Origin of the sequence: Pseudomonas sp. xss_4, assembly GCF_043104125.1 — a bacterium.
In the GTDB taxonomy this organism is placed as follows: Bacteria; Pseudomonadota; Gammaproteobacteria; order Pseudomonadales; family Pseudomonadaceae; genus Aquipseudomonas; species Aquipseudomonas parafulva_B.
In genome coordinates, this window is the sequence record NZ_JBICKJ010000083.1 from 1 (window position 1) to 25,877 (window position 25,877).

The 25,877-nt window shown below is 61.2% G+C and carries 21 protein-coding genes; 8 read left to right on the top strand and 13 right to left on the bottom strand.

All coding sequences use genetic code 11. The annotated features are described in order from the left end of the window. The 3 genes from ACF8GB_RS17735 to dacB all read left to right on the top strand — a co-directional run. Positions 1 to 1,455, top strand: a 1,455-nt coding sequence (locus ACF8GB_RS17735) for an ATP-binding protein (RefSeq protein ID WP_392527390.1), incomplete at its 5' end; no start/stop codon positions are given. A 41-nt stretch (positions 1,456 to 1,496) separates the two neighbouring features. Next, positions 1,497 to 1,841, top strand: coding sequence for a YggL family protein (locus ACF8GB_RS17740; RefSeq protein WP_023533709.1), 345 nt, complete (start codon positions 1,497 to 1,499; stop codon positions 1,839 to 1,841). A 238-nt stretch (positions 1,842 to 2,079) separates the two neighbouring features. Continuing rightward, a complete protein-coding gene (gene dacB / locus ACF8GB_RS17745; protein WP_196186673.1) occupies positions 2,080 to 3,537 on the top strand; it encodes a D-alanyl-D-alanine carboxypeptidase/D-alanyl-D-alanine-endopeptidase in 1,458 nt (485 codons plus the stop codon). Between the two features lie 42 nt (positions 3,538 to 3,579). Here the strand turns inward: dacB and rlmKL are convergent, their stop codons facing one another. Then, a complete protein-coding gene (rlmKL, locus tag ACF8GB_RS17750; RefSeq protein ID WP_392527391.1) occupies positions 3,580 to 5,772 on the bottom strand; it encodes a bifunctional 23S rRNA (guanine(2069)-N(7))-methyltransferase RlmK/23S rRNA (guanine(2445)-N(2))-methyltransferase RlmL in 2,193 nt (730 codons plus the stop codon). 558 nt (positions 5,773 to 6,330) lie between these two features. Between rlmKL and rmf the strand changes: the two genes are divergently transcribed. Further along, positions 6,331 to 6,546: a ribosome modulation factor gene (gene rmf / locus ACF8GB_RS17755; protein WP_023533691.1), complete on the top strand. Its 216-nt coding sequence runs from the start codon at positions 6,331 to 6,333 to the stop codon at positions 6,544 to 6,546. Between the two features lie 95 nt (positions 6,547 to 6,641). Here rmf and ACF8GB_RS17760 read toward each other — a convergent pair whose 3' ends face one another. From ACF8GB_RS17760 to ppsA, 9 genes are all read right to left on the bottom strand, one after another. After that, complete coding sequence (locus tag ACF8GB_RS17760; RefSeq protein ID WP_058637637.1) at positions 6,642 to 7,667, bottom strand: quinone-dependent dihydroorotate dehydrogenase; 1,026 nt, start codon at positions 7,665 to 7,667, stop codon at positions 6,642 to 6,644. 236 nt (positions 7,668 to 7,903) lie between these two features. Further along, on the bottom strand, positions 7,904 to 8,941 hold the full coding sequence (locus ACF8GB_RS17765) for an OmpA family protein (RefSeq protein ID WP_023533705.1): 1,038 nt from the start codon (positions 8,939 to 8,941) through the stop codon (positions 7,904 to 7,906). 110 nt (positions 8,942 to 9,051) lie between these two features. Next, a complete protein-coding gene (sigX, locus tag ACF8GB_RS17770; RefSeq protein ID WP_392527409.1) occupies positions 9,052 to 9,618 on the bottom strand; it encodes an RNA polymerase sigma factor SigX in 567 nt (188 codons plus the stop codon). Between the two features lie 113 nt (positions 9,619 to 9,731). Then, positions 9,732 to 10,556 carry a mechanosensitive ion channel domain-containing protein gene (locus ACF8GB_RS17775; RefSeq protein ID WP_058637638.1) on the bottom strand — a complete coding sequence of 275 codons (825 nt, stop codon included), beginning with the start codon at positions 10,554 to 10,556 and terminating at the stop codon, positions 9,732 to 9,734. Between the two features lie 2 nt (positions 10,557 to 10,558). Then, complete coding sequence (locus ACF8GB_RS17780) at positions 10,559 to 10,831, bottom strand: hypothetical protein (protein ID WP_023533663.1); 273 nt, start codon at positions 10,829 to 10,831, stop codon at positions 10,559 to 10,561. Between the two features lie 87 nt (positions 10,832 to 10,918). Then, positions 10,919 to 11,914: a zinc transporter ZntB gene (locus tag ACF8GB_RS17785; RefSeq protein WP_058637639.1), complete on the bottom strand. Its 996-nt coding sequence runs from the start codon at positions 11,912 to 11,914 to the stop codon at positions 10,919 to 10,921. A gap of 27 nt (positions 11,915 to 11,941) precedes the next feature. Beyond that, on the bottom strand, positions 11,942 to 12,433 hold the full coding sequence (rraA, locus tag ACF8GB_RS17790; RefSeq protein WP_058604522.1) for a ribonuclease E activity regulator RraA: 492 nt from the start codon (positions 12,431 to 12,433) through the stop codon (positions 11,942 to 11,944). Positions 12,434 to 12,528: 95 nt separating this feature from the next. Then, on the bottom strand, positions 12,529 to 13,521 hold the full coding sequence (locus ACF8GB_RS17795; protein ID WP_230384527.1) for an alpha/beta fold hydrolase: 993 nt from the start codon (positions 13,519 to 13,521) through the stop codon (positions 12,529 to 12,531). A gap of 103 nt (positions 13,522 to 13,624) precedes the next feature. Beyond that, entirely contained in the window at positions 13,625 to 16,000 is a 2,376-nt protein-coding gene (ppsA, locus tag ACF8GB_RS17800) for a phosphoenolpyruvate synthase (RefSeq protein WP_058637640.1), read from the bottom strand. Positions 16,001 to 16,177: 177 nt separating this feature from the next. On the opposite strand from ppsA, the gene ACF8GB_RS17805 reads away from it, so the two are divergent. Then, positions 16,178 to 16,996, top strand: a complete 819-nt coding sequence (locus ACF8GB_RS17805; protein WP_023533673.1) for a pyruvate, water dikinase regulatory protein — start codon at positions 16,178 to 16,180, stop codon at positions 16,994 to 16,996. A gap of 117 nt (positions 16,997 to 17,113) precedes the next feature. Here ACF8GB_RS17805 and ACF8GB_RS17810 read toward each other — a convergent pair whose 3' ends face one another. Next, on the bottom strand, positions 17,114 to 21,979 hold the full coding sequence (locus tag ACF8GB_RS17810; RefSeq protein ID WP_197844323.1) for an NAD-glutamate dehydrogenase: 4,866 nt from the start codon (positions 21,977 to 21,979) through the stop codon (positions 17,114 to 17,116). Positions 21,980 to 22,040: 61 nt separating this feature from the next. Then, positions 22,041 to 22,175 carry a hypothetical protein gene (locus ACF8GB_RS17815; RefSeq protein ID WP_256675187.1) on the bottom strand — a complete coding sequence of 45 codons (135 nt, stop codon included), beginning with the start codon at positions 22,173 to 22,175 and terminating at the stop codon, positions 22,041 to 22,043. Between the two features lie 77 nt (positions 22,176 to 22,252). Between ACF8GB_RS17815 and ACF8GB_RS17820 the strand changes: the two genes are divergently transcribed. Further along, entirely contained in the window at positions 22,253 to 22,606 is a 354-nt protein-coding gene (locus tag ACF8GB_RS17820; protein ID WP_197844324.1) for a hypothetical protein, read from the top strand. 40 nt (positions 22,607 to 22,646) lie between these two features. Here the strand turns inward: ACF8GB_RS17820 and ACF8GB_RS17825 are convergent, their stop codons facing one another. After that, entirely contained in the window at positions 22,647 to 23,552 is a 906-nt protein-coding gene (locus ACF8GB_RS17825; RefSeq protein ID WP_392527392.1) for a LysR family transcriptional regulator, read from the bottom strand. 123 nt (positions 23,553 to 23,675) lie between these two features. Here ACF8GB_RS17825 and lysA point away from each other — a divergent pair, with 123 nt between their 5' ends. Beyond that, positions 23,676 to 24,908 (top strand): diaminopimelate decarboxylase, encoded by a 1,233-nt coding sequence (gene lysA / locus ACF8GB_RS17830; RefSeq protein WP_392527393.1) that lies wholly within the window; start codon positions 23,676 to 23,678, stop codon positions 24,906 to 24,908. A 248-nt stretch (positions 24,909 to 25,156) separates the two neighbouring features. Continuing rightward, positions 25,157 to 25,867: a helix-turn-helix domain-containing protein gene (locus tag ACF8GB_RS17835; protein ID WP_392527394.1), complete on the top strand. Its 711-nt coding sequence runs from the start codon at positions 25,157 to 25,159 to the stop codon at positions 25,865 to 25,867. Positions 25,868 to 25,877: the final 10 nt, after the last annotated feature.

Consider the following 25,877-nt stretch of genomic DNA (forward strand, 5'->3'; position numbering starts at 1 on the left):
GTCATCGGCATGCTCGAACTCGCCGTCAAGCGCGCCGAACAGGGTCAGGTCGATCGCGGCGCCCTTCAGCTGGCCCACCATTCGGCCAAGGACCTGCTTGGCTTGATTGGCGATATCCTGGACATCGTGCGCATAGAGTCAGGGCACCTCACGCTGGTCCCTGAAGTGGTCGACCTGGCTGAATTGCTCGAGTCGGTAGGGCGCATATTCGAAGGCCAGGCTAGGCAGAAAGGACTGGCGCTGGAAGTCATCATCGAGCCCGCGGCACGTTGTCATGTCCTGCTGGACCCCTTGCGTTTCAAGCAAGTGCTGTCCAACCTGGTGAGCAATGCCATCAAGTTCACCGAGCACGGGCAGGTACGCATCCACGCCAAGCTACTACAGAACGAAGACAGCGCCAGCTCGCTGTTAGACATGGAGGTGCGCGACAGTGGCATTGGTATCCGCCCGGACGACATAGAACGGCTATTCCATCCGTTCGTTCAGGCGAACCCGCACAGCCAGGGCGCACGCGTCGGCACCGGGTTGGGCCTTACTATCTGCCGCACACTCTGCGAAATGATGGGAGCCGACCTCAGTATCAAGAGCCTGGAAGGCCTGGGCACACAAGTCCGGGTGAAGATGCCGCTGCAACAGGCCGACACTGCAGTGCAATCGGCACCGGTACCAGCTGCCGAACGCTTGCTGACACCCGACCCTCACCTTAAAGTGCTGGTGATCGACGATCACCCTGCTAACCTGCAACTGATGGCGCAGCAGCTCGGTTACCTCGGGCTGCAGCACGCGACGGCTGAGGACGGTCGCGAAGGCCTGTCGGCATGGCGTGCAGGCGACTTCGATGTGCTGGTACTCGATTGCAACATGCCCCACATGAACGGCTACCAATTGGCGACTGCGGTACGTGCCGAAGAGCAACGAACAGGACGCAGACGCTGCACGATCCTGGGCTACACCGCCAACGCACAACCCGAGGTACGGCGCAAATGCCTTGACTCGGGCATGGACGATTGCCTGCTCAAACCCATCAGCCTCAGCACCCTAAGTCAGCACCTTGCAGCAGTGAACATGCAGCGCCGAAAAAAGAACCGACGCAAACCCTATTGCCTGGATGGACTCAACGCGGTGGTTGGGCATGACCCGGCTGATCATCTGCGATTCCTGCAGACGCTGCAACGAAGCCTGGAGACAGACTTCACGCTCTTGATGGACCTGAAGCCTGATCAAGATCAACAGGCCATCGCCGCCCAAGCGCACAAAATCCTGAGCGCAGCACGCATGCTGGAAGCGGCAGCGCTGATGCGGGCCTGCGCCGCCCTTGAAAGTGAGGACCTCACCCCTGCCCAAGTGCGAGTGCGACGACAAGCCCTGGCCAGGCACATGCGCCGTGTGCACCGAGCGCTGACGCTGGACTTGTCGACAACCACGTGCACGCAGGCGGGCAACCGGACGTGTTAACTGATAGACTGCGCGGCGTTATTACCTAAGAGGATTGTTTCATGGCCACAAACCGCTCCCGTCGTCTGCGCAAAAAGCTGTGTGTCGACGAGTTTCAGGAATTGGGCTTCGAGCTGAACCTGGAATTCAAAGAGGATCTGGATGACCAGGCAATCGATGCATTCCTCGACGCGTTCCTTGCCGAAGCCATGGATGCCAACGGCCTCGACTATGTCGGCGGTGACGATTACGGCTTGGTGTGCTCGGTCAAGCGTGGCTCGGTCACCGAAGAGCAGCGCGCTGCCGTCGAAAGCTGGCTCAAAGGCCGCAGCGAACTGACCAAGGTCGAAGTCAGCCCACTGCTCGACGCCTGGTACCCGGAAAAGCCGATCAACAAGGCAGAGTAATCTCTGTCGGGTTCGTTCGCAGAAGGCCACCCCCAGGGGTGGCCTTTTTACTTTCGGATCTGCACACAAGCCGCAGTGCAGAACAAACTCACCGTAGCGGTCCGATGTGAAACCCATGTGCATCGAACTGGCGCAACCCCGGGGGGCTTGGGGCATAATGCGTGTGCATTCGTTCTGGGGCCATCATTCCTCTACAGCCCCAATGCCCTTTCTCCTCTTTGCAGGGTATCCGTTGATCATGATCAAAACGCTCCGCCCCATCCTACTCGCCGGCCTGTTGCTGCCTTTGGCCCTGACCAGCCAGGCCGCTGCGGTCAATACAAGCCTTCCACCCAAGGTGCAGCAGGCACTCAAGGCCAATAAGCTACAAGACACGGCATTGTCATTGGTGATGCTGCCCTTGGATGGCCCCGGCACAGCCACGGTGTTCAACGCCGACGTGTCCGTGAACCCTGCCTCGACCATGAAGTTGGTCACCACCTATGCTGCCCTGGAGCTGCTGGGGCCGACCTACCAGTGGAAAACCGAGTTCTTCACCGACGGCACGCTCAGCAACGGTGTACTCAACGGCAACCTCTATCTCAAAGGTGGAGGCGATCCGAAGCTGAACATGGAAAAGCTGTGGTTGCTGATGCGTGACCTGCGCGCCAACGGTGTGCGCACCATTACAGGTGACCTGGTGCTCGACCGCAGCCATTTCGTGCAGCCCAATCTTCCGCAATTCAATGACGACGGGGGTGATCAGAACAAGCCGTTCCTGGTGAAGCCTGACGCATTGCTGGTCAATCTCAAGGCCTTGCGCTTCGTGGCGCGCAACGATGGCGGCAGGGTCAGCGTTGCCGTGGAGCCACCGATTGCCAGCATTCGCATAGACAATCAGGTCAAGGCTATCAACAGCAAGAACTGCGCCGGCGACGTACGCTACAACCCCGTGCCACAGCCGGACGGCATCACCGTGACGGTCAGTGGTCAACTGGGCGATGGCTGCAACTCCCAGACCTACCTCTCGCTGCTCGATCACCCGACCTATGCCGCCGGTGCGGTACGTGCCATCTGGAGCGAGCTGGGGGGTACCATCCAAGGTGCCGATCGCATCGAAAACGTGCCCAAAAGCGCCCGGCTGCTTGCGCGTGCATTCTCACCGGACTTGGTCGAAATCATCCGTGACATCAACAAGTACAGCAACAACACCATGGCTCAGCAGCTGTTCCTGAGCCTGGGTGCCCAGTTCCGGACCGATGCCGATGGCGATGACGCCCGTGCCGCGCAGCGTGTCGTGCGCCAGTGGCTGGCCAAGAAAGGCATCACTGCACCGCATCTGGTGATGGAAAACGGCTCAGGCCTATCCCGGGCCGAGCGCGTGAGCACTCGTGAGATGGCAGCCATGCTGCAAGCGGCCTGGAAAAGCCCTTACGCTGCCGAGTTCATGAGCTCGCTGCCGCTGGTGGGTATGGATGGCACCATGCGCAAACGGCTCAAGCGTACCGCCATGACCGGTGAGGGCCACATCAAGACCGGTACGCTCAACACCGTACGCGCAATCGCTGGTTTCAGCCGTGACAGCAACGGCCATACCTGGGCAGTGGCTGCTATCCTCAACGACCCCAAACCGTGGGGCGGCTCTCAAGTGCTTGACCAGGTGCTGCTGGACCTCTACCGCCAGCCCAGCGCAGGCGCCAGTACAGCCGCCAAGTGACCTGCATGGCCTGTGCCCTGCAAGGGCACAGGCAACGGCGCATCAACGCAACTGCAGCTTCCAGGCACGGTGGATGCGGTTGTTGCGGGCGAAGTCCGGGTCAAGCGTCTGGGCGGTGATTTCTTCCACGGCGTAACGAGCAGACAGGTGCTCGTCGAGCTGGAACTTGCGGAAGTTGTTGGAAAAATACAGCACGCCACCTGGGGCCAGACGCGCCATCGCCAAGTCCAGCAACTGAACGTGGTCGCGCTGGACGTCGAACACACCTTCCATGCGCTTGGAGTTGGAGAACGTGGGCGGGTCGATGAAGATCAGGTCGTAGCTTTCACGTTCGGCCTCCAACCACGCCATGACATCGCCCTGCTCCAGACGATTGCGCTCTGAAAAGCCGTTGAGCGCCAAGTTGCGCCGCGCCCAATCCAGATAGGTTTTCGACAGGTCGACGCTAGTGGTGCTGCGCGCCCCACCTTTGGCGGCATGTACAGTCGCCGTCGCGGTATAGCAGAACAAGTTCAGGAAACGCTTGCCGGCCGCCTCACGCTGAATGCGTACGCGCATCGGCCGATGGTCCAGAAACAGGCCGGTATCAAGGTAGTCGGTAAGATTGACCAGCAGCTTGACCCCAGCTTCCGACACTTCCTGAAAACGACCTTCCGTGCCCTGGCGCTCGTACTGGCGGGTTCCGCTTTGACGCTCCCGGCGCTTGAGCACTACGCGTTGTGGCGAAATACCAAGGGCCTGGGGGATGGCTGCCAGCGCGTCGAGCAGACGACCCTGTGCCTTGTCGGGGTCGATCGAACGCGGTGCCGCGTATTCCTGCACGTGCACCCAGTCCTGATACACGTCTACAGCCAGGGCGTATTCGGGCATATCCGCATCGTACAGACGGTAACAGCTGACCTGTTCGCGGCGAGCCCATTTGCCCAGTTGCCGAAGGTTTTTCTGCAGGCGGTTAGCGAACATCTGCGCACCCTCGGACAGGCGTGCAGGCTCGCTGGCCAATGGCGCCGGCTCGTGTGCTTGCGGGGCTTGCACCTGGTCGGTCCGGCGCTCGCCGGTGACGAACTGGTCCGGCTGGACCTTGAACAACAGCAGTTTGCAGGGCAGTGCACCGTTCCAGAATGCGTACTGCTTGTGGCTACGCAGGCCCATGCGCTTGCCCAGCTGCGCAGCGCCGGTAAAGACGGCAGCTTCCCAACCCATGCATGCCTGACGCAGGCGTTCGCCAAGGTTCTGGTAAAGGTAAAGCAGGCTGGCTTCGTCACCCAGACGCTCCCCGTAGGGTGGGTTGCTGATGACCAAGCCTTTCTGGTTCTGGTCCGGGCGCGGCTCGAATGTGCTCACTTCGCCTTGATAGATCTTCACCCAATCGCTCAGGCCTGCACGCTCGACGTTGTTGCGCCCTGGCTGGATCAAGCGCGGATCGGCTTCATAGCCGCGGATCCACAATGCAGGTTTGGCCAGGCCAGCCTCGGCGCGCGCCTGCGCCTGTTCATGCACCTTGCGCCAGAGCGCGGGCACATGGCCCAGCCACGCCGTGAACCCCCAACGCTCACGCTTGAGGTTGGGAGCGATGTCCGCGGCGATCATGGCCGCCTCGACCAGGAAGGTGCCGACACCACACATGGGGTCGGCCAGTGCGCCGCCCTGGGCCGCGATGCGTGGCCAGCCGGAGCGAATCAACACCGCGGCGGCGAGGTTTTCCTTGAGCGGTGCTGCACCTTGCTGCAGGCGATAGCCCCGCTGATGCAGACTATGGCCGGAAAGGTCCAGCGACAGGATCGCTTCGCCCCGGTCAAGACGCAGGTGGACGCGCACATCCGGGTCGATCTTCTCCACCGACGGGCGTAGCCCGTCACGGTTGCGCAGTTTGTCGACAATGGCATCCTTGACCTTGAGGGCGCCGAAATGGGTATTGTCGATTCCCGACCCATGACCGCTGAACTCAACTGCCAGGGTACCATCGGCGGCCAGGTGATCAGCCCACTCCACGGCGTTGACACCGTCATACAGGTCGTCGGCGTTTTTCATGGAAAAACGCTTGAGTACCAGCAATACGCGGTTTGCCAACCGAGACCACAGGCACAAGCGGTAGGCGGTCTCCATGTCGGCAGCCCCGCGGATGGCCGAGGTGTGTTCACGGACCTCGTCCAGACCCAGGCTGCGGGCCTCTTCTGCAAGCAGGCTTTCAAGGCCTTTGGGACAAGTGAGGTAGAGTTCGAAACGGTCCGACATGAGTTATCCAGCACATTAGGGCTATTAGACTGGCGCTGCGACGCATCGCAACGCCCTGTTTACCTGCACGCCTTTCCAACAGGTGTGCAAGTGGCCATCTGCCCCTTGCGGAGGCGCAATGACCGGGCCGCCCGACTTACCCATCTCTGCCTGACGGCACAGACAGCTTAGATCATCGAGCAGTACATAAAATTCTTGCGAAGCCGGGGCCGATGTGACCCTTCGTCGCATTTCGAGCTATTTCAAACGCCTCGCAAGGGTGATGGCAAAATGGCGTCAAACTTCGACGAACCCTTGATTCTGCGGGCTGACAGCGGGAATAAAGATGAGTCGCATTTATTTACTTATCCCCTCACCCTTGGAAAGGTTACGTGCTTATGACAAATCGATCATTCCCACCGTCACCCGCATTGGTTAGAACTGAGCACAGGTCGCATCGCAACGAAGCGGCACTTCAGGCTCGCGACGCCGGCAGCGAGCCCACACCGGCAGAACGATTCTGCCCGGCCTCCAGGAGGCCGACGGGACATTACAGTCAACAAGTGAGGGCAACACCCTATGAGAAGACTTAAGCGTGATCCGTTGGAAAGAGCATTTTCACGTGGCTACCAATATGGAGTCACCGGCAAATCCCGGGAGCTTTGCCCCTTTACCCTGCCATCTGTTCGTCAAGCCTGGATCAATGGCTGGCGGGAGGGCCGCGGTGACAACTGGGACGGTATGACTGGCACCGCCGGTATCCACAGGCTCAACGAAAATCACGCCGTAGGCTGATAGAGGACATTCACCCGATTTACCAGGCACGCCCCACCAGGGCGGCGGGCTGAGGCCCAGGGGCCCCTTAAAGGGGCCCTTTTTTATGGGTGGGCTTACCGCTTGGGCATGGCGGCGATGGCGTCCACGGCTTCACGAATGAGTGCCGGCCCTTTGTAGATGAAGCCTGAGTAAATCTGCACCAAGCTCGCACCTGCGGCGATTTTTTCCGCCGCATGCTTTCCTTCCGTGATGCCCCCAGCTGCGATGATCGGCAGCTTGCCGCCCATTTCACCAGCCAATACCTGGACGATACGCGTGCTTTTCTGGCGCACTGGCGCACCTGAGAGTCCGCCCGCTTCGCCGCCATAGGGCAGCGCCTCCACGCCCTCACGCCCGAGCGTGGTATTGGTCGCGATGACCGCGTCCATGCCTGACTCCACAAGCGCAGCGGCTACCAGTGCCGTTTCTTCATCGCTCATGTCAGGGGCAATCTTGATGGCCAAGGGAACGTGCCGGCCATGGCGCACGCTCAGCTGCGTCCGCCGCTCTGCCAAGGCATCGAGCAATTGCTTGAGCGAATCCCCGAACTGCAGGCTGCGCAGCCCCGGTGTGTTTGGAGAGCTGACATTGACCGTGACATAGCTGGCCGCGCTGTAGACCTTGTCCAGGCAGATCAGGTAGTCGTCCACCGCACGCTCGACGGGGGTGTCGAAGTTCTTGCCAATATTGATACCCAGCACACCCGTATAACGTGCAGCGCGAACACGGCCCAGCAGATGATCAACACCCAGGTTATTGAAACCCATGCGGTTGATGATGGCAGTTGCCTCTGGCAAGCGGAACAGGCGCGGTTTGGGGTTGCCCGGTTGCGGGCGAGGCGTGACGGTGCCGATCTCGACGAACCCGAAACCCAGCTGGGCGAAGCCGTCAATAGCCGTACCGTTCTTGTCCAGGCCAGCCGCCAGACCTACCGGATTTGCAAAATCAAGGCCCATGACCTTCACCGGCAATGAGGCCGGGCGCTTGCACAGCTTGCCGTTCACGCCAAGTCGGCCGCCGGCACCGATCAGGTCCAACGACAGATCATGAGAAGTTTCCGGTGACAGTTTGAACAGCAGCTGGCGGGCCAGGTTATACATGGGCAGACAAGACTCGGGGTGAGTGAGGGGGCGATTATAGCTATCGCTGACGGGACAGGACAGCCCGATGTTGGCCTGCAGGTTTGCTGCAGGTGAACGTATAGACAAATGTGTAGCAGGCAAACACTGCCTTGGTTGGGCCTTATACTAGTGCTTGCCTGCTAGACATCACGTGCTGTCAGGCAGGCAAAGAAAAACCCGGCCGAGGCCGGGTTTTTCATGAGGCTTCAAACCAATTACTTGGCCTGGGCTTCTACCTGAGCTTCAACGCGACGGTTGATAGCACGGCCTTCTTCGGTGGCGTTGTCAGCAACCGGACGGGTTTCGCCGTAGCCAACCGAATCAACACGGCTGGATTCTACGCCGTACTGCTGGGTCAGAACCTGCTTGACAGCGTTAGCACGACGCTCGGACAGCTTCTGGTTGTAAGCGTCTGGACCTACGGAGTCAGTGTGACCTTCAACCACGGTGGTGGTCTGTGGGTACTGCTTCATGAAGTCAGCCAGGTTCTTGATGTCGCCGTAGCTGTTTGGCTTAACGACCGACTTGTCGAAGTCGAACTTGACGTCCAGCTCAACGCGAACGACTTCGGCAACAGCCGGGCAGCCGTCGGCGTCAACAGTGACGTTAGCCGGGGTGTCTGGGCACTTGTCGACGTTGTCGCAAACGCCGTCGTTGTCGGAGTCGGAGCAGACTTCAGCAACTGGAGCAGGTGCAGGAGCAGCCTGGTTCTTCGGGCTACCGCCGAAGTTCAGACCAACACCAACGCTTGGAGCCCACTCGGTGTCGCCCTGGTCGATGTTGTACTGAGCTTCAACGCCGGCACGGGCGTAGAACATGTCAGTGATGTACCACTTGGCGCCAGCGCCAACGTTGGCGAAGGTGGAGTGGTTACGACCACCGCGGCCGGTCTGGCCGATCGACTGGTGCGAGAAACCAGCGGAAACGTACGGACGGATGGCGTCGTACGGGTTGTTGAAGTGGTAAACGGCGTCCAGGGCAGTGTTGGAGCCCTTGATGTTCTTGCCGTCGTCGCCACGAGCGTTGTGGACTTCGTCGTAGCCCAGACGCAGTTCAACGTCGTCGGTCAGGAAGTAACCGATGGAGCCGCCGAACAGGTTACCGTCGTTTTTGAAGTCACGCTGGCTGTCGAAGAATTCTTTCTTGTAGAAGATTTCAGTTTCGACGGCGCCTTGGCCTTGTGCCATAGCGCCAATCGAGGTGGCGGCTACGAGCGAACCAATGGCCAAGCCCAAGGTGTTTTTCAGTTTCATCCGTTAAATCCCCATCTGGTGATAGTTAAGCAGTCCCACCAAAACCGGGGGGACAACTCGTCGGCGAGTCTAGCAGAACTCGCCGGTTCGTTAGAGATATTTGCTGGTCGCTAAGTTTCATCGAGACCGGCAAATTTCTCCCGAAGCTTGTCAAGCGCACGCTTGTAACGCATTTTTGTCGCGCTGAGCCCCATGTGCATGATGTCCGCGATCTCCTGAAACTCCAGTTCGGCGACGAATCGCAGCACCAGGATTTCCCGATCGATCGGGTTCACATGGACCAGCCACTTGTCCAGCCCGCCTTTTTCTTCGGCCTTGGGTGCCTTGTCCTCGGACGCCTCTTCGACGGGGTCCAGGCTCAGGGCATCCATCAACCTGCGCTTGCGGCGCTCCTTGCGGTACTGGGTGATGCATTCATTGTAGGTGATGCTGTAAAGCCAGGTCTTGAATTTGGATTTTCCCTCGAAATTCTTCAGGCCATAGAGCACTTTCAACATCACTTCCTGACAGACATCGTCCGCGTCTCGGTCGTTCCCCAAATAACGTGCACACACGTTGAACAGGGTTCGCTGGTAGCGACGCATGAGCTCCTCATACGCGCGAGTGACGTGGTACAGCTCCTCATGCGAGCGCGCCACCAACTCTTCGTCGGTGAGTTCGCGGGGGGCGTAGCGCATGGGCGGCGTGGGAACTTTATTCAAAACGGATCTGGCCGACAGTCAGGTCAATGTCGCCGCAAGTGCCCGGAGGGCCGTTTTTTGCGGCGGCATACATTAACAGCTTTGTTCGGTCAGCGGCTATTGACCCGCTGCTCGAGCAATTCCCGATTGGACAGGGAAACCAGCTCGTCATCGTCGGTGAGAATCACCGTCTTGACCGTGCCAATCTCCTCGATATGCCCTTCGACCTCGCCAATGCGCACCTGCTGGCCCACCTGGAACAACTCGCGGACATAGATGCCGGCCAGGATTTGACCCGCGATTTCGCGGCTACCCAGGCCCATGGCCAGCGCAACGGCCAGACCAACGGTAATCAGGCCGATGACGATCACATGGTTGAGCAGGTCGGTCTTGACCTCCAGTTGGCTGATTGCCACCGAAATGCTGATGATGATCACCAGGCCCTGAACGATGCGTCCAAGCCCTGCGGCGTACTCAAGCCCTACGCCTTCGGCGGCGCCGCGCACCAGGCCGTTGGCCACCTGCGCCAGAAGAACGCCCGCGAGCAATACCAACGCGGCACCGAATACCTTGGGCAGGTACAAGGCCAGCATGTCGAGCGTGGCGGAGACACGCTCCAGGCCCAGCGACTCGGCGGCCGACACCAGGAAGATCAGCAGCACGAACCAGTAGACGATCTTGCCGATCAGCGTGGAAATCGGTACCTGAATGCCAACGCGGCCCAGCATCTTGGTCAGCCCCGTACCAGCCATCAGGCGATCGAGGCCAAGCTTGGCCAGCAGTTTGGAGAGCAAGGTATCGAGCAGTTTGGCTACCACGAAGCCCAGCAGCACCACGACTAACGCGCCGAACAGGTTGGGGATGAAGTTCGCCACCTTGGTCCATAGGGCGGTCATGGCGGTGACCAGGCTCTGGGTCCAGAGATCGAGTTCCATATTCAGTCGGCCTTATCAGCTTTGCTGCCAGCGGCAGCGTTGCGGGAAGAATGTCTACGCACCGGCGCGACGTGCGCCGAGCCATTGTTGATGGCGATCATCAGCGCCTGGCTCCAACGGCCAAGCAAGCTGAACAGATCACCGGCGCCAACCTGGCGGTTGGCGGTCTTGAGCACGCGACCCAGGCAGGCGGCATCATCCTGGTCATGGCGGTCATTGCCGGACGGGGATGCCTTGAGCAGGTCACGCAGGGATTGTTCAAACGGATCGTGCATGGGCACCTCGCGTAGTATCAGCAAGAGACGAGACGGCTTGGCGACGGGTCACACCTTGCGTCGACCAGGCCGCCGGCGCGCCGGTGGCTACACCCACTGCAAGCGCCGGAACAACCACCATTGCCCTGCTGCCAGCCCTATTACCACCAGGCACGCCAGGAGAAACCCATAAGGGTTCTGCGCCCCAGGAATGCCACCCACGTTGATGCCCAGCAACCCGGTGATGAAGCTCATTGGCAAAAAGATGCAGGTGATGATGCCGAACCGGTACATGGTGCGGTTCATGCGTTCGCTGCGGCGGCGGTCTTCGCTCTCGAGCACCAGTGCCGCACGTTCGCGGGTGAGTTCGAGCTCCTCGAGGTAGCGGATCAGGCTGTTGTTCAGCTCGTTCCAGTAGTCAGCATCGCTCTCGGCAAACCAGCTCCACTTGTTGCGTGACAGATGTGCATAAATGTCGCGCTGCGGGGCCAAAAAGCGTCGCAGCCCGGCCGCGCGGCGGCGGATCTGTTGCAAGCTGCCCTGATCAGGCTGGTGCCGCTCGTCAGCCTCTACCTTTTCTTCTTCGACATCGACCAGCTCGGACAGGTCGCTGACCAAACCCTGGACTTTCTCGGTCAGTAGCTCGCCCATCAGCAACAGCAGCTCGGAAGCGGTCTTGGGCCCCCTGCCCTGCTCCAGCTGCAGCAGGATTTCGTCGCTGGCCCTGAGCGGGCGCAAGCGCAGGGAAATCACGCGCTGGGCCTGGGCGAAGATGCGTACCGAAACCATGTCTTCAGGCTCGGCGCCAGGGTTGAGGTTGACCCCGCGCAAAAAGAGCAACAATTGCTCGTCGGCCATCGGCAGCAAGCGCGGCCGCGTGTTCTCTTCAAGCAACAGCTCACAGGCGAATTCACTGAGGCCACTTTCGCTAAGCAGCCAAGACCGGGTTTGGGGATGACTGCGATCCCAGTGCAACCAGAGGCTTTGCTCAGGCTGCAGTTGCAAGTCGCCCAGCTCGGTTCGGGCGATGGCGCGTGCCCCGCCCTTGCCGTCGAGCACCAGGGCATGCACCAGCCCCCACTGCGCGTTGTCTTCCTCGAACATCAAAGCTCCATCAGCGCCTGCGGCGCGTCACTCCGGCATCTGCAGCGGGCTTGGCGAGACCAGCACGCCGTTGTTGTCGGCGTAGACGTATTCACCGGGCCTGAAGGTAACGCCCGCGAAATTCACCACGACGTTGAGGTCGCCAATGCCACGCTTGTCGGTCTTGAGCGGGTGACTGGCCAGCGCCTGTACACCTACGTTGGTCTGGATCAGTGCATCGACGTCGCGTACGCAACCGTAGATCACCAAGCCTTCCCAGCCGTTTTTAGCCGCTTTCTCGGCGAGCATGTCGCCCAACAGGGCGCGACGCAGCGAACCGCCGCCGTCGACCACCAACACCTTGCCCCGGCCATCGAGCTCGACCTGCTCACGCACGAGCGAGTTGTCCTCGAAGCACTTGATGGTGACGATCTGGCCGCCGAACGAATCACGGCCACCAAAGTTGCTGAACATCGGCTCCAGCACCTGCACGAGGTCCGGGTAGGCGTCACACAGGTCGGGCGTTACGTAATGCTGCATGGCAAGCTCCTGTCAGTCATAACGAAAGCGATTGTGGGCCAAGGCTACACCTTGGAGCACACCGCAGTCACCCGAGACCGCTCGGTCAGCGCCTTTCATACAGCTGGCACAAGCGCCAAGGCCTCGATGGAGGCATGCACCGGCAACCCGGGCTCACGTAACCAGCGTTCTACCAGCGGCCATACCTGCACGTGAGCAGCCTGGCTGGCCAGCATGTCCGCATGGCCAAAGGCTTCGAAGCCCGCCCCAGGCCCAAGGCAGAGGAACTGCTTGCGTGCACCCCCGAATTGCTCGAACAACATGCGGCAGGCCCACGGTGGGCTCTGCGGGTCGGCCGCGGCGGCCACGGCAAGCGTCGGCACGTCGACTTGCGCAAGGCCTGCCCACCAATCACCCTGCTTGTCGCCAAAACGCCCAAACAAGCCGTGCCAGCGCATGTGTTCAAAGGCAAGGCCGACGGGTTCATCCTCTGGGCCGCGCCCAAAGCGCGCGCCAGACAGGTGCCCCCAGCGGCGAAGCAGCCAGCGCACGCCCCACACCACCGGAGGCACTTTCAACGGCCAGTAACTGCGGCTTACCTGGGAACCGAACAGCGCCACGCCCGCTACATGCTGCGCAGCCAATGCGCCACTACCCAGGGCGACCGCCAGCGTGGTGCCGCCCAACGAATGCCCGATCCACAGGGGCGCCCTGCCTGCTTTCTCATGCACGAAGGCACCGATGGCCGGCACGTCATCACGCGCATAGGCAGCCACCGTGTTCTGTGCCCAATCCCGATTGCGCGGCGACAGCCCGTGCCCCCGCATCTCGGGAATCCACACATCGAAGCCGGCCCGGGCCAGGTAAGCCCCGAGGCCACCCCCCTTGGGTGAATACCAGAAACGCCGATTGGAAAAGCTGCCATGCAGCAGGATGACCGGGATACCCTGGGCGCTGCTCTGATCAGCCAGGCCCAGGCGAGTCACGGCCAGCTCCACGCTGGGATCGGGACCCAGGCCGGCCTTGATGCGATAGACATCTTCACTGAGGTCGCCGCGACGCTCGGCACTGAGCAAGGCGACGGGAAATAATGTACTGCTGCTTTGCATAGGTCGGTTGCTTGTCGCACCAAAAAGGGCGAAATCCATCGCTGGAACTCGCCCTGGAAAAAACCAGGCGAGGAGCGCCAGACGCCCCTCGCATTTTTCGGTATCAGGTCGCGCTTTGGCCTTCGGCCAAGTAGAACCAGGTTTCAAGCACCGAGTCCGGGTTCAGCGACACGCTGTCGATGCCCTGCTCCATCAGCCATTTGGCCAGGTCTGGGTGGTCCGAAGGGCCCTGACCGCAAATGCCGATGTACTTGCCGGCCTTGTTGCACGCTGCGATGGCGTTGGCCAGCAGCTTCTTGACCGCAGGATTTCGCTCATCGAACAGGTGGGCAATGATGCCCGAATCACGGTCCAGACCCAACGTCAGCTGAGTCAGGTCGTTCGACCCGATCGAGAAACCGTCGAAGTATTCGAGGAACTCGTCGGCCAGGATGGCGTTGGACGGCAGTTCGCACATCATGATGACGCGCAGACCGTTGTCGCCACGGGCCAGGCCGTTTTCAGCCAGCAGGTCGACGACTTGGCTGGCCTCACCGAGGGTACGCACGAACGGCACCATGATTTCGACGTTGGTCAGGCCCATTTCATTACGCACGCGCTTGAGGGCGCGGCATTCGAGCTCGAAACAATCGCGGAACGCTTCGCTGATATAGCGCGAGGCCCCACGGAAGCCCAGCATCGGGTTTTCTTCTTCCGGCTCGTACAGCTTGCCGCCGATCAGGTTGGCGTACTCATTGGACTTGAAGTCCGACAGGCGCACGATCACTTTCTTGGGATAGAACGCCGCTGCCAGGGTGCTAATGCCTTCGACCAGCTTCTCCACGTAGAAGCCGACTGGGTCGTCGTAGCCAGCGATGCGCTTGTCGACGCTGTCCTTCAGGTCGGCCGGCAGGCCGGCGTAGTTGAGCAAAGCCTTGGGGTGCACGCCAATCATGCGATTGATGATGAATTCCAGGCGCGCCAGGCCTACACCGGCGTTGGGCAACTGGGCGAAGTCGAAGGCGCGGTCCGGGTTGCCGACGTTCATCATGATCTTGAACGGCAGCTCGGGCATGGCGTCCACCGAGTTCTGCTTGATGTCGAAGCCCAGTTCACCCTCGAAGATGAAGCCTGTATCGCCTTCGGCGCAGGAGACGGTCACGCCCTGGCCATCCTTGAGAATCTGTGTAGCGTTGCCGCAACCGACAACCGCCGGGATACCCAGCTCACGAGCGATGATGGCCGCATGGCAGGTGCGCCCGCCACGGTTGGTGACGATGGCGCTGGCACGTTTCATGACCGGCTCCCAGTCCGGGTCGGTCATGTCCGAGACCAGCACGTCGCCTGGCTGCACCTTGTCCATCTCGGACACGTCATTGATCACGCGGACCTTGCCGGCGCCTATGCGCTGGCCGATGGCGCGGCCCTCGACCAGCACCGTGCCTTTTTCCTTGAGCAGGTAACGCTCCATGACGTTGGCGCTGGCGCGGCTCTTCACCGTTTCAGGGCGGGCCTGGACGATGTAGAGCCTGCCATCGTCACCGTCCTTGGCCCACTCGATGTCCATCGGGCGCTGGTAATGCTGCTCGATGATCATCGCCTGCTTGGCCAGCTCAACGACCTCCTCGTCGGTCAGGCAGAAACGGGCACGCTCGGCGCGATCGACTTCGACCGTCTTGACCGAACGGCCGGCCTTGGCTTCTTCGCCATAGACCATCTTGATCGCCTTGCTGCCCAGGTTGCGGCGCAGGATGGCGGGACGGCCGGCTTGCAGGGTGTGCTTGTGCACGTAGAATTCATCGGGGTTGACTGCACCCTGGACCACGGTTTCACCCAGGCCGTAGGCACCGGTGATGAACACGACGTCACGGAAACCCGACTCGGTGTCGAGGGTGAACATGACGCCGGCAGTACCAGTTTCGGAGCGAACCATGCGCTGCACACCGGCCGACAGGGCGACCAGCTTGTGGTCGAAGCCCTGGTGCACACGGTAGGAGATGGCACGGTCGTTGAACAGCGAGGCGAACACTTCCTTCGCCGCACGGATCACGTTGTCCACGCCGCGGATGTTGAGGAAGGTTTCCTGCTGGCCGGCGAACGAGGCGTCCGGCAGGTCTTCGGCGGTGGCCGAAGAGCGCACGGCCACGGCCATGTTGTCGTTGCCATTGGCCATTTCGGCGAAGGCGGTGCGGATTTCGGCATCCAGACGCGCCGGGAACTCGGCTTCCATCACCCACTGGCGAATCTGCGCGCCGGTCTTGGCAAGGGCGTTGACATCGTCCACGTCCAGGGCGTCGAGCGCCTCATGGATGCGGTCGTTGAGCCCACTTTGCTCGAGGAAATCACGGTACGCCTGAGCCGTAGTGGCAAAGCCGCCCGGCACGGACACGCCGGCACCGGCAAGATTGCTGATCATCTCGCCCAGGGATGCGTTCTTGCCCCCCACATGCTCTACATCATGGACGCCGAGCTTTTCGAGGGAAACTACGTACTCTACCAAGGTGATCTCTCCACTAGCTGTATTGGAAAAGCTCAACGGCGCCCGCCTGTCTTCTTGACTGGGCCGGACGCATGTGGCCTGTACCTGGAAAATAAGTGAGAATGCCGACAGCCGCATTCGGCAAAGCGAACTTATCATAATCAAGAAACGTCATCATCACTAAGGCCCCGATCGCAAATGAAACGAACCGCGTTCTTCATCTCCGACGGCACCGGCATCACTGCCGAGACCCTGGGCCAGAGCCTGCTCGCGCAGTTCGAGAGCATTCCTTTCAACAAATTCACCCGGCCTTACATCGACTCTCCTGAAAAAGCGCGCAACATGGTCCAGCAGATCAATGCGGCCGCCGAGCGCGACGGCATGCGGCCGATCATCTTCGACACCATCGTCAATCAGGACATCCGCGAGATCCTGGCCACCTCCAATGGGTTCATGATCGACATCTTCTCCTCGTTCCTGTCACCGCTGGAGCAGGAGCTGACCGCCCATTCCTCGTATTCGGTGGGCAAATCCCACTCCATTGGTGGCAACTCCAACTACATGGAGCGCATCGAGGCGGTGAACTTCGCCCTGGACAACGATGACGGCGCCCGCACCCATTACTACGACAAGGCTGACCTGATCCTGGTGGGTGTGTCCCGTTGCGGCAAGACGCCGACGTGCCTGTACATGGCCATGCAGTTCGGCATCCGCGCGGCCAATTACCCGTTGACCGAGGACGACATGGAGCGCCTGCAACTGCCGGCGGTATTGAAAAAGCACCACAGCAAGCTGTTCGGCCTGACCATCGACCCCGACCGGCTGACCGCCATTCGCCACGAGCGCAAGCCCAATAGCCGTTATTCGAGCTTTGCCCAGTGCGAATTCGAGGTGCGTGAAGTCGAGAGCCTGTTCCGCCGTGAGAACATTCCCAATATCAATTCCACGCATTTTTCGGTGGAAGAGATCTCGGCCAAGATTCTGGTCGAGAAGGGTGTAGAGCGGCGTTTCAAATGACGCAGTAGTGGGGGTTTGCCTGATGATGTCGTGGAGTTTGAGCTTCAACATCGTGAACAGCACCCAACAATAAAAAAGCCCCGGCATCACTGCCGGGGCTTTCAGTTCAGCATTGACTCAAGACGGCATCACAGTCGCCTGTCCGCTCATGGCCAGATCGACCAGTTCGCGGTTGGCCACTGCATACATCGCGTAGTCATGGCCCGAAGCGCTGCGCAGGTCATCGAGCATGGCGCGCCAGCGTTCCACCATCACCCGATGCTGCTCGGCCCATAGCGCGACCCGTGCATCCATGTCCTGCGGAGCATCAGCCATCTGCAATACCGAGATGGTGATCGCGCGTTGTTGCAGGTCGATGTCGTCGCGGAAGGCTTCCCGGGCCAGGGCCTGCCAGTTGTTCTCCACCGGCAGATTGCTGATTTCCTGCAAGTACCAGGTCAGGTCAAGCGCGCTGCCCACGGCGAAGAACGCCTTGGCCACCTGCGCTGGCTCGTGACCTGTCACATCAGCTGCCTCGATGATCGGCAGCAAGGTGTACAGATGGCTGGTGCCAGCCACCATACGTGCCAACAGCTCTGGCACCCCCGCTTCGACGAAGCTCTGGTAACGCACCATCCAGCGTTCGCGGGTTGGGCCTTCGAGCAATTCGTCGAGCTTGAGCCCAAGCTGGGCGATCTTCGGCCCGAAGTGGGCGCAATCACGGCCAGCGTCCTGCTCATTGCGGCGGCTGCGCAGGAACCAGCGCGTGGCACGGCGGCCCAGGCGCATCAGTTCGTCCATCAGGGTCAGCTGGATCTCGGCGGGAACCTGGTAGTCCAGCGCCTCGATCTGACGGAACCAGTGCGGCAGGTGGAAGATGTCACGCACGATCACGTAGGCCCCGGCTACGTTGGCAGGGCTCATGCCGGTCGATTCCTTCAACCGCTGCACGAAGGTGATGCCCATGTTGTTGACCAGGTCGTTGGCGATCTGGGTGCTGACGATCTCGCGCTTGAGGCGGTGGCGGCGCATGGAGTCGGCGAACTTGCTGACCAGCGACGGCGGGAACGCGGTTTCCATGTCGCGGGTCAGGTAGTCGTCGTCCGGCACCTGGGACTTGAGCAGCTGCTCTTTCAAGTCGATCTTGCTGTAGGAGATCAGCACCGAGAGCTCTGCACGGGTCAGGCCCTGGCCTGCGGCGAGGCGCTCGGCCAGCTGTTCCTCGGAAGGCAAGAACTCGATGGCCCGGTCAAGCTTGCCGCGGGCCTCGAGGTCGGCCATCAGGCGCTTGTACTCGGCAATGCGCTCGCGCACGCGGCGCGCTGCCAGCGACAGCGCCTGGGTCTGCTTGTAGTTGTTGCCCAGCACCAGGCCAGACACTTCCTCGGTCATGCTGCCGAGCAACTGGTTGCGCTGCTTCTCGGTCATGTCGCCACCCTGCACCACCTCGTTGAGCAGGATCTTGATGTTGACCTCGTGGTCGGAGCAGTCCACGCCGCCGGCGTTGTCGATGAAGTCGGTGTTGGTGGCGCCGCCGTGCAGGCCGAATTCCACCCGGCCAAGCTGGGTCATGCCCAGGTTGCCGCCCTCGCCTACCACCTTGCAGCGCAGCTCGTTGCCGTTGACACGCAAGGCGTCGTTGGCCTTGTCGCCCACGTCGGCGTGGCTTTCGCCACTGGCCTTGACGTAGGTGCCGATGCCACCGTTCCAGAGCAGGTCCACAGGCGCCTTGAGCAGGGCATTGAGCAGCTCGGTGGGCGTCAGGCGGTCGGCCTCGATGGCAAAGCGTTCCTTCATCTGCGCCGTGATGGCGATGCTCTTGGCGCTACGCGGGAAAATGCCGCCGCCTTCGGACATGATGCTGGTGTCGTAGTCGGTCCATGCCGAACGTGGCAAGTCGAACAGGCGCTTGCGCTCGGCAAAGCTGGAGGCCGGCTCCGGGTTGGGGTCGATGAAGATATGCAGGTGGTTGAAGGCCGCTACCAGCTGCAGCTTGTCGGACATCAACAGGCCGTTACCGAAGACGTCGCCTGCCATGTCGCCCACCCCAATCACGGTGATCGGGTCTTCTTGCACATTGATGCCGCGCTCACGGAAGTGACGCTGGACGCCAACCCAGGCCCCACGTGCGGTGATGCCCATTTTCTTGTGGTCGTAGCCTGCCGAGCCACCCGATGCGAAGGCATCACCCAGCCAGAAACCATAGTCGATGGCGATGCCGTTGGCGATGTCCGAGAATGTGGCCGTGCCTTTGTCGGCCGCCACCACCAGATACGGGTCGTCATCGTCGTGACGCACCACGCCAACCGGCGGTACTACGCCACCGTCCTTGAGGTTGTCGGTAATGTCGAGCAACCCCGAGATGAAGATGCGGTAGCACGCCACGCCCTCTGCCGCGATCTCGTCACGCGTGCCGCCCAGTGGCAGGCGCCGTGGCAGGAAACCACCCTTGGCGCCGACCGGCACGATTACCGAGTTCTTCACCTGCTGCGCCTTGACCAGGCCCAGCACCTCGGTGCGATAGTCTTCCTCGCGGTCCGACCAGCGCAGCCCGCCGCGCGCAACGTTGCCAAAGCGCAGGTGCACCCCCTCGACCCGGGGTGAGTAGACGAAGATCTCGAACTTGGGTACCGGCTTGGGCAGTTCGGGCACAAGCTTGGGGTTGAACTTGAAGCTGAAATACGACTTGTTCTGGCCGTTGGCATCGAGCTGATAGAAGTTGGTGCGCAGGGTGGCCTTGATCAGGTCCAGGTAGCGACGCAGGATGCGGTCTTCGTTGAGTACCTGCACCTCGTCCAGCGCATTGAGGATCGCTTGCTCAAGCCGCTGCTGCTTGTCCTCCAGGTCATCCTGGGTCAGCTTGCGGGCCAGGTAGAAACGCGTCTTGAACAGGCGGGTCAGCTCGCGCGCGATGTCGGTATGGTTGTTCAGCGTGCTGGCAATGTAGCCCAGGTCGAAGCCCAGGCGAATTTGTTTCAGGTAGCGTGCATAGGCACGCAGCAACGCCACGTCACGCCATGGCAGGCCCGCTGTGAGCACCAGGCGGTTGAAGGCATCGTTTTCGGCATCGCCGCCGACGATGTGGATGAACGCATCCTGGAAGGTGTCATTGAGCTCTTGAATGTTCAAGCTCAGGCCTTCGCTGTAGGTGAAGGCGAAGTCGTGAATCCAGTATTCGCGGCCATTGGCGTGGCGCAGGCGATACGGGAACTCGCCCAGCACGCGCAGGCCGAGGTTTTCGAGGATTGGCAGCACGTCCGACAGCGCCAGGGGGGTGTCGGCGTGGTACAGCTTGCAGTGCAGGGTGCGCTCGCCAACCCGCGTCAGTGGCTGGTAGAAACTCATGGCCAGTGGCTTGCTTTCCGACAGGGCCAGCACATGCTGCAGGTCCACCACCGCCGAATGGGCGGCGAAGCGCTCGCGGTAGCCGGCCGGGAAGCCTTTGGGGAAATCGGCCAGGATGTTGGTGCCTTGGGCCTCGCCGAAGTTCTCCACGACCAGCGCCGAGAAATCATCCTGCCAGGAGCGGCAGGCCTGGATGACCTCACGCTCGAGCTGCTGTGGGTCGATGTCGATGCGGTTCTTCGGGTCCACCCGCAGAATCAGCTGCACACGGGCCAGTACCGACTCGGAGAAGAAGGTCCAGAATTCGCAATCGCTGGCCTTCAGGCGCTCCATCAACACCTGCTGGATTTTCTGGCGAACCTCGGTGGAATAGATTTCACGCGGTATATAGGCCAGGCAATAGCAGAAGCGTCCATACGGGTCCTTGCGCAGGAAGACGCGAATCTTGTTGCGCTCCTGAATCTGCACGATGGACATGACCGTGCTGAACAGCTCATCCACCGGGGTCTGGAACAGGTCGTCGCGCGGCAGCACTTCGAGCACCTGCGCCAGTTCCTTGCCCAGATGAGCCTTGGTATCGAAGCCGGAACGGCGCTCGACTTCAGCGACCTTGACCCGGATGTAAGGGATGGCATGAACGCTTTCGCCGTACACCGTGGAGGTGTACAGGCCCATGAAGCGGTGTTCCTTGAGCACGCTACCCGAGGCATCGAGCTGGCGAATGGACACGTAATCAGGGTAGCCCGGGCGGTGTACGCGGCTTGGCAGCGCAGCCTTGGCGAAGGAGAGCAGCAGTGGCTCGGCCAGGTAGGCCACGGCGTAATCTTCGATGCGCAGCTCTTCAGGGGTCAAGCCCACGCGCAGGCGACGCGGCAGACCAAGGAACGACTGCTCGTCGTAGACCATCTGCCCGCCAGCCTGATCGGCCTGGACGGTGAACTCTTCGTATCCCAGGAAGGTGAAGTGGTTGTCCAGCAACCACTCAAGGAATGCCTTGACCTCACCCTTTTCATGCTGGGCCGGCCCGTACGGGGTCTGCTCGACCAGCGCCACGACTTCCCGCAGCTTGTCCTTCATCGGTTCGAAATCATCGACCGCCACGCGGACCTCGGCCAGCACCTGCTCGATTTCCCGGGCCAGCACGCTCAACTCCGCAGCGTTGGCGCAGCGGTCGATTTCCAGGTACATCAGCGACTCGTGCCCTACCCCTTCACCGTGGGTGCCCTTGGGCAGCAGTTCCAGCAACTCGCCCTTGGCGTTGCGGCGCACGCTCAATACCGTGGTCTGCAGGGTATGAATGCTGTAACCGCGTCGGTTCAGTTCGGTGCGGACCGAGTCCACCAGAAACGGCAGGTCATGGTGCAGCACCTCGACGACCGTGTGGGTCGACTGCCAGCCGTTGCGCTCGTAATCGGGGTTGTACACGCGCACCTGCGGTTGCTCGGGGTCGAAACGCTCGACGATGCGCCAGGCCGACAGGGTGCAGCCGGCCAGGTCGGAAAGCCTGCGCTGGGTGAGTTCGTCCAGAGAGATGATGCCGAAGAACTGCTCGGCGAACAGCGCCACTTGTGGCAGGGACTGTTCGCTGATGTGCTGCGCCAGGGCCGCTTGCAGTTGATGCTGGAAGTCGGCTTTGCTGGCCGCGGTGAAGAACGCCATCTGTGGTACTCCGCTTGGGCTTTGTAATAGTTGAAGCGTCGCTGCGTGCGCCGTGCCGGGGTCAACGATAGACGATTGCAGGCAGGGCGAACGATGAAAACCAGGCGTTGAGCGTGTGCATGCACGCCCAGGACTGGGCGAAGCTTAACGACTGACCGGTCATCAAGGCTTGCAGCGCTGCGACAATTTCGTTCAAGGGGCGGTAACTTTACGTTTATGCATGTAAGCAAGACTGTCAGAATTCCCTTCCGTTTCCTTAGATCCGAGCTTGCCATGCAAATCGACACCGCCGTGCTGTTCGCCACCCCCTGCGATGAAGAGGAGGACAACATGGCAACCCTGTGCTGCCACAGTGACAAAGGTCAGATGTTCTTGCTGACCCGCTACCCTGACGAAGACACGGTTGATCTGACCCTGGACGATGAGCCCTCGACCCTGGACGGCTTGAAGGTGACCTTGAGCGCAACGAGCCTGTTGATCGAAGTAGCAGCAGGTGACCGGGACGCCTTGCGCGGTGATGAGGTGCTTCAGATCAACCTGACCAGCACGCTGAGCGACCTGGACGAGATCAGGCAAACCTTGGAGAACATCCTGAGCGGCACCGGCACTTTCGTCTGCGAGCTTTGATCCGTCGATCACTGGGCAGGCTTGCCGCGGGCCACGGGGGCTAAGCCAGGGCGCGCTGCATCGCCTGCGCCTGCTCGCGCAGTGTCTGGCAGAACGGCTCGACTGCCGCCGAGGCCGGTCGATGGTCTGGCCTGACCAGCATCACCTGGTAGGCGATCGAGATGTCCAGCGGCCTGATGGTTAAGCCACTCTGGGCGGCCTCCAGCCCGCTCAGGGGGTTGATGATGGCTACGCCCAGGCCCTGCCTGACCATGGCGCACACCGAGGCGGCGCTGGTGGTCTCGATGACCGTGCGACGGTTCACTCCAGCCGCGCGAAAATGGTGGTCCAGACGCTGGCGATAGGTGTCCAGGCTGGCCAGGTTGATGAAATCGACCTCATGGAAATCCGCCAGGCTCAGCCGTGACCTGGCCTGCAACGGATGGTGTTCAGGCAGCACGCAGACCATGTTGGCGCTGAACAGCAATTCCCCGCTCGCCCCGCGGGGTATCTGCGCGACCTCCGTCAGGCCCAGGTCATGCTGCTGGGTGGCCAGGGACTCCTCCAGCAGCGGCGACTCCTGGGCTTTGATGCTCACGCTCACCCCAGGGTGCTGCTTATGAAAACGCTGGCAGACCTTGGGCAGCAGGGTCTGCGAAAACAACGGCAGGCAGGTGACGGCCAACTGGCCCTGCTGGAAGTTGCGAATGGCCTGGGCACAACGCTCGATGCGCTCAAGCCCCACATACGCCCGCTCTACCTCCTCGATCAGCAGCAACGCCTGGGCGGTGGCTTCCAACCGACCGGCCGTGCGTTCGAACAGATGCAGGCCCGTCACGTGCTCCAACCGCGCCAGCTCACGGCTGATGGTCGGCTGCGAGGTGAACAACAGACGCGCCGCGCCTGTGACGCTACCTGAGGCCATGATGGCGCGGAACACTTCGATGTGGCGGGCGGAGAGTTTCATGGGAGCACCGACTGCATTCTCAGGGCATATCAGAGATGAATGGACGGCGCAAAAATAGCTATTTTTCTGAATCGAGTCTACGGGCCATGCTGTCGGCTTCCACCTGTGCCGAGCCATTCGATCATGACCATTCCCTTCTCTGTCCTAGCCAACGCCGTTCGCCAGTACGGTTCACCCCTGTGGGCCTACGACGCCGCCACCATCCTCAGCCGGATAGAACAGCTCAAGCCATTCGATACCGTACGCTTCGCCCAGAAAGCCAATCCCAATCTGCAGGTGTTGCGCTTGATGCGCGAGCACGGCCTGGTACTCGATGCAGTATCGCTTGGGGAAATGGAACGCGCCTTTGCAGCCGGCGCCAGTGTGGCGGGCGAGCCTGCGGGGGTGGTGCTGACCTGCGACGTGCTGGACCGCGCGACCCTGGCCCGCGTGGTCGCGGAAAAGATCGAAGTCAACGCAGGCTCCATCGACATGCTGCGCCAGTTGGGCGAGCACTCGCCAGGGCACCGTGTCTGGCTGCGCATCAACCCAGGGTTCGGCCATGGCCACAGCCGCAAGACCAATACCGGGGGCGAGAACAGCAAGCATGGCATCTGGCATGAAGACTTGCCGCAGGCGCTCGCCTGCATCAGGGCCCATCGCCTGCACCTGGTGGGCGTGCACATGCACATCGGCTCCGGCGTGGACTACACCCATCTGGAGCAGGTGGCTCGCGCCATGATGGAGCTGATCGCGCGCCTGGACACCGATATCGAAGCGTTCTCGATCGGCGGTGGGCTCTCGACGCCGTACCGCACTACCGACACGCCGGTGGACCTGCAGCGCTACGCGCAAACCTGGGCAGTGGCACGCCAGGAAATCGAAGCGCTGCTGGGCCACCCGGTGCGCATGGAGATCGAGCCAGGGCGTTTTCTGGTGGCCGAGTCGGGCTATCTGGTGACCGAAGTCCGTGCCGTCAAGCAGGTGGGCCGCAACACGTTCGTGCTGGTCGATGCTGGCTTCAACGACCTCATGCGCCCTGCGATGTACGGGGCCTACCATGCCATGACCCTGCTCGATGCCGATGGCCGCCCCGTGGACCGCCCGCGGCAACCGACCGTGGTGGCCGGCCCACTGTGCGAATCAGGCGACGTGTTCACTCAGGATGACCAGGCACTCTGTCCTCAGGACTTGCCCCAGGCCCAGGTCGGCGACTTGCTGGTGATTCACGATGCCGGTGCCTACGGTGCCTCCATGTCGTCCAACTACAACAGCCGGCCCTTGCTGCCAGAGGTGATGATCGAAGGCCAGGCCGTGCGCTTGATCCGACGTCGGCAGACCGTCGAAGCACTGCTCGCGCTTGAGGAAGGCTTGTAACGTCCAATTCCTGCATGCCGACCTCCCTCGACAGCCGGCATGCCCGGGATAGACCGTTGAGCGCTCCCTGGACACTCCGCTCGGCGACACAATTACAACTGCAAAAATCAAATAATCAGCAATCACAACTCAACTTTTATGCAGATTGAGCAATTAAATCGCACTTAGGACGCGCACTACCCCACGCTTTGCAACATCTATACATAATCCCCCTTTACAATTGGATCCATCCCACAATGGATCCCGCCATGCAAACACTCGAAATGGATTACGCCCCCGGCGATCACGTGGCCAGCCACTGCCACGCCCACGACCAGCTGATCTACGCAGCCAGTGGCACTGTGCATGTGAATACCGATTCGGGAAGCTGGGTGATTCATGGGGGCAATGCGCTGTGGGTGCCGGCCGGCGTCAGCCATGCGATTGTCATGGAAGGCGTCGTCAGCATGCGCTCCCTGCTGCTGGCGCCCCACGTCGACCACTGCCAGGTGATCGTGGTGACGGGGTTGCTGCGTGAGTTGATCCTGGCCGCCTCGCGCATGCTCGGTATCCGGGAGGGGGAGCACGTACGGGCGCTCATACTGGGCGAGCTCGCCCACGCAAGGCGCATCGACACGTTCATAGCACTGCCGACGCACCCACGCCTGAGGGCCTGGTGCGAGCGCATGCTGCAGGCACCGGCCGAGGAACATGCCCTTGAACAGTGCGCCACGGCGCTGAACATGAGCACACGCAATGTGGCCCGGCTGTTCCAGCGCGAGCTGGGCATGTCCCACGGCCAATGGCGCGCTCGGGCGCGGGTGATGTTGAGCCAGCAGTGCCTGGCGGCAGGTCGGCCGATCATCAATGTGGCGCTCGAACACGGCTACCAGAGCCCCAGCGCCTTTGCAGCCATGTTCAAGCGTATCCTGGGGTACGCGCCCAGCGACTGGCAGGACGGTAGCGCACGCCCCCGCTGAAACGGCTCGG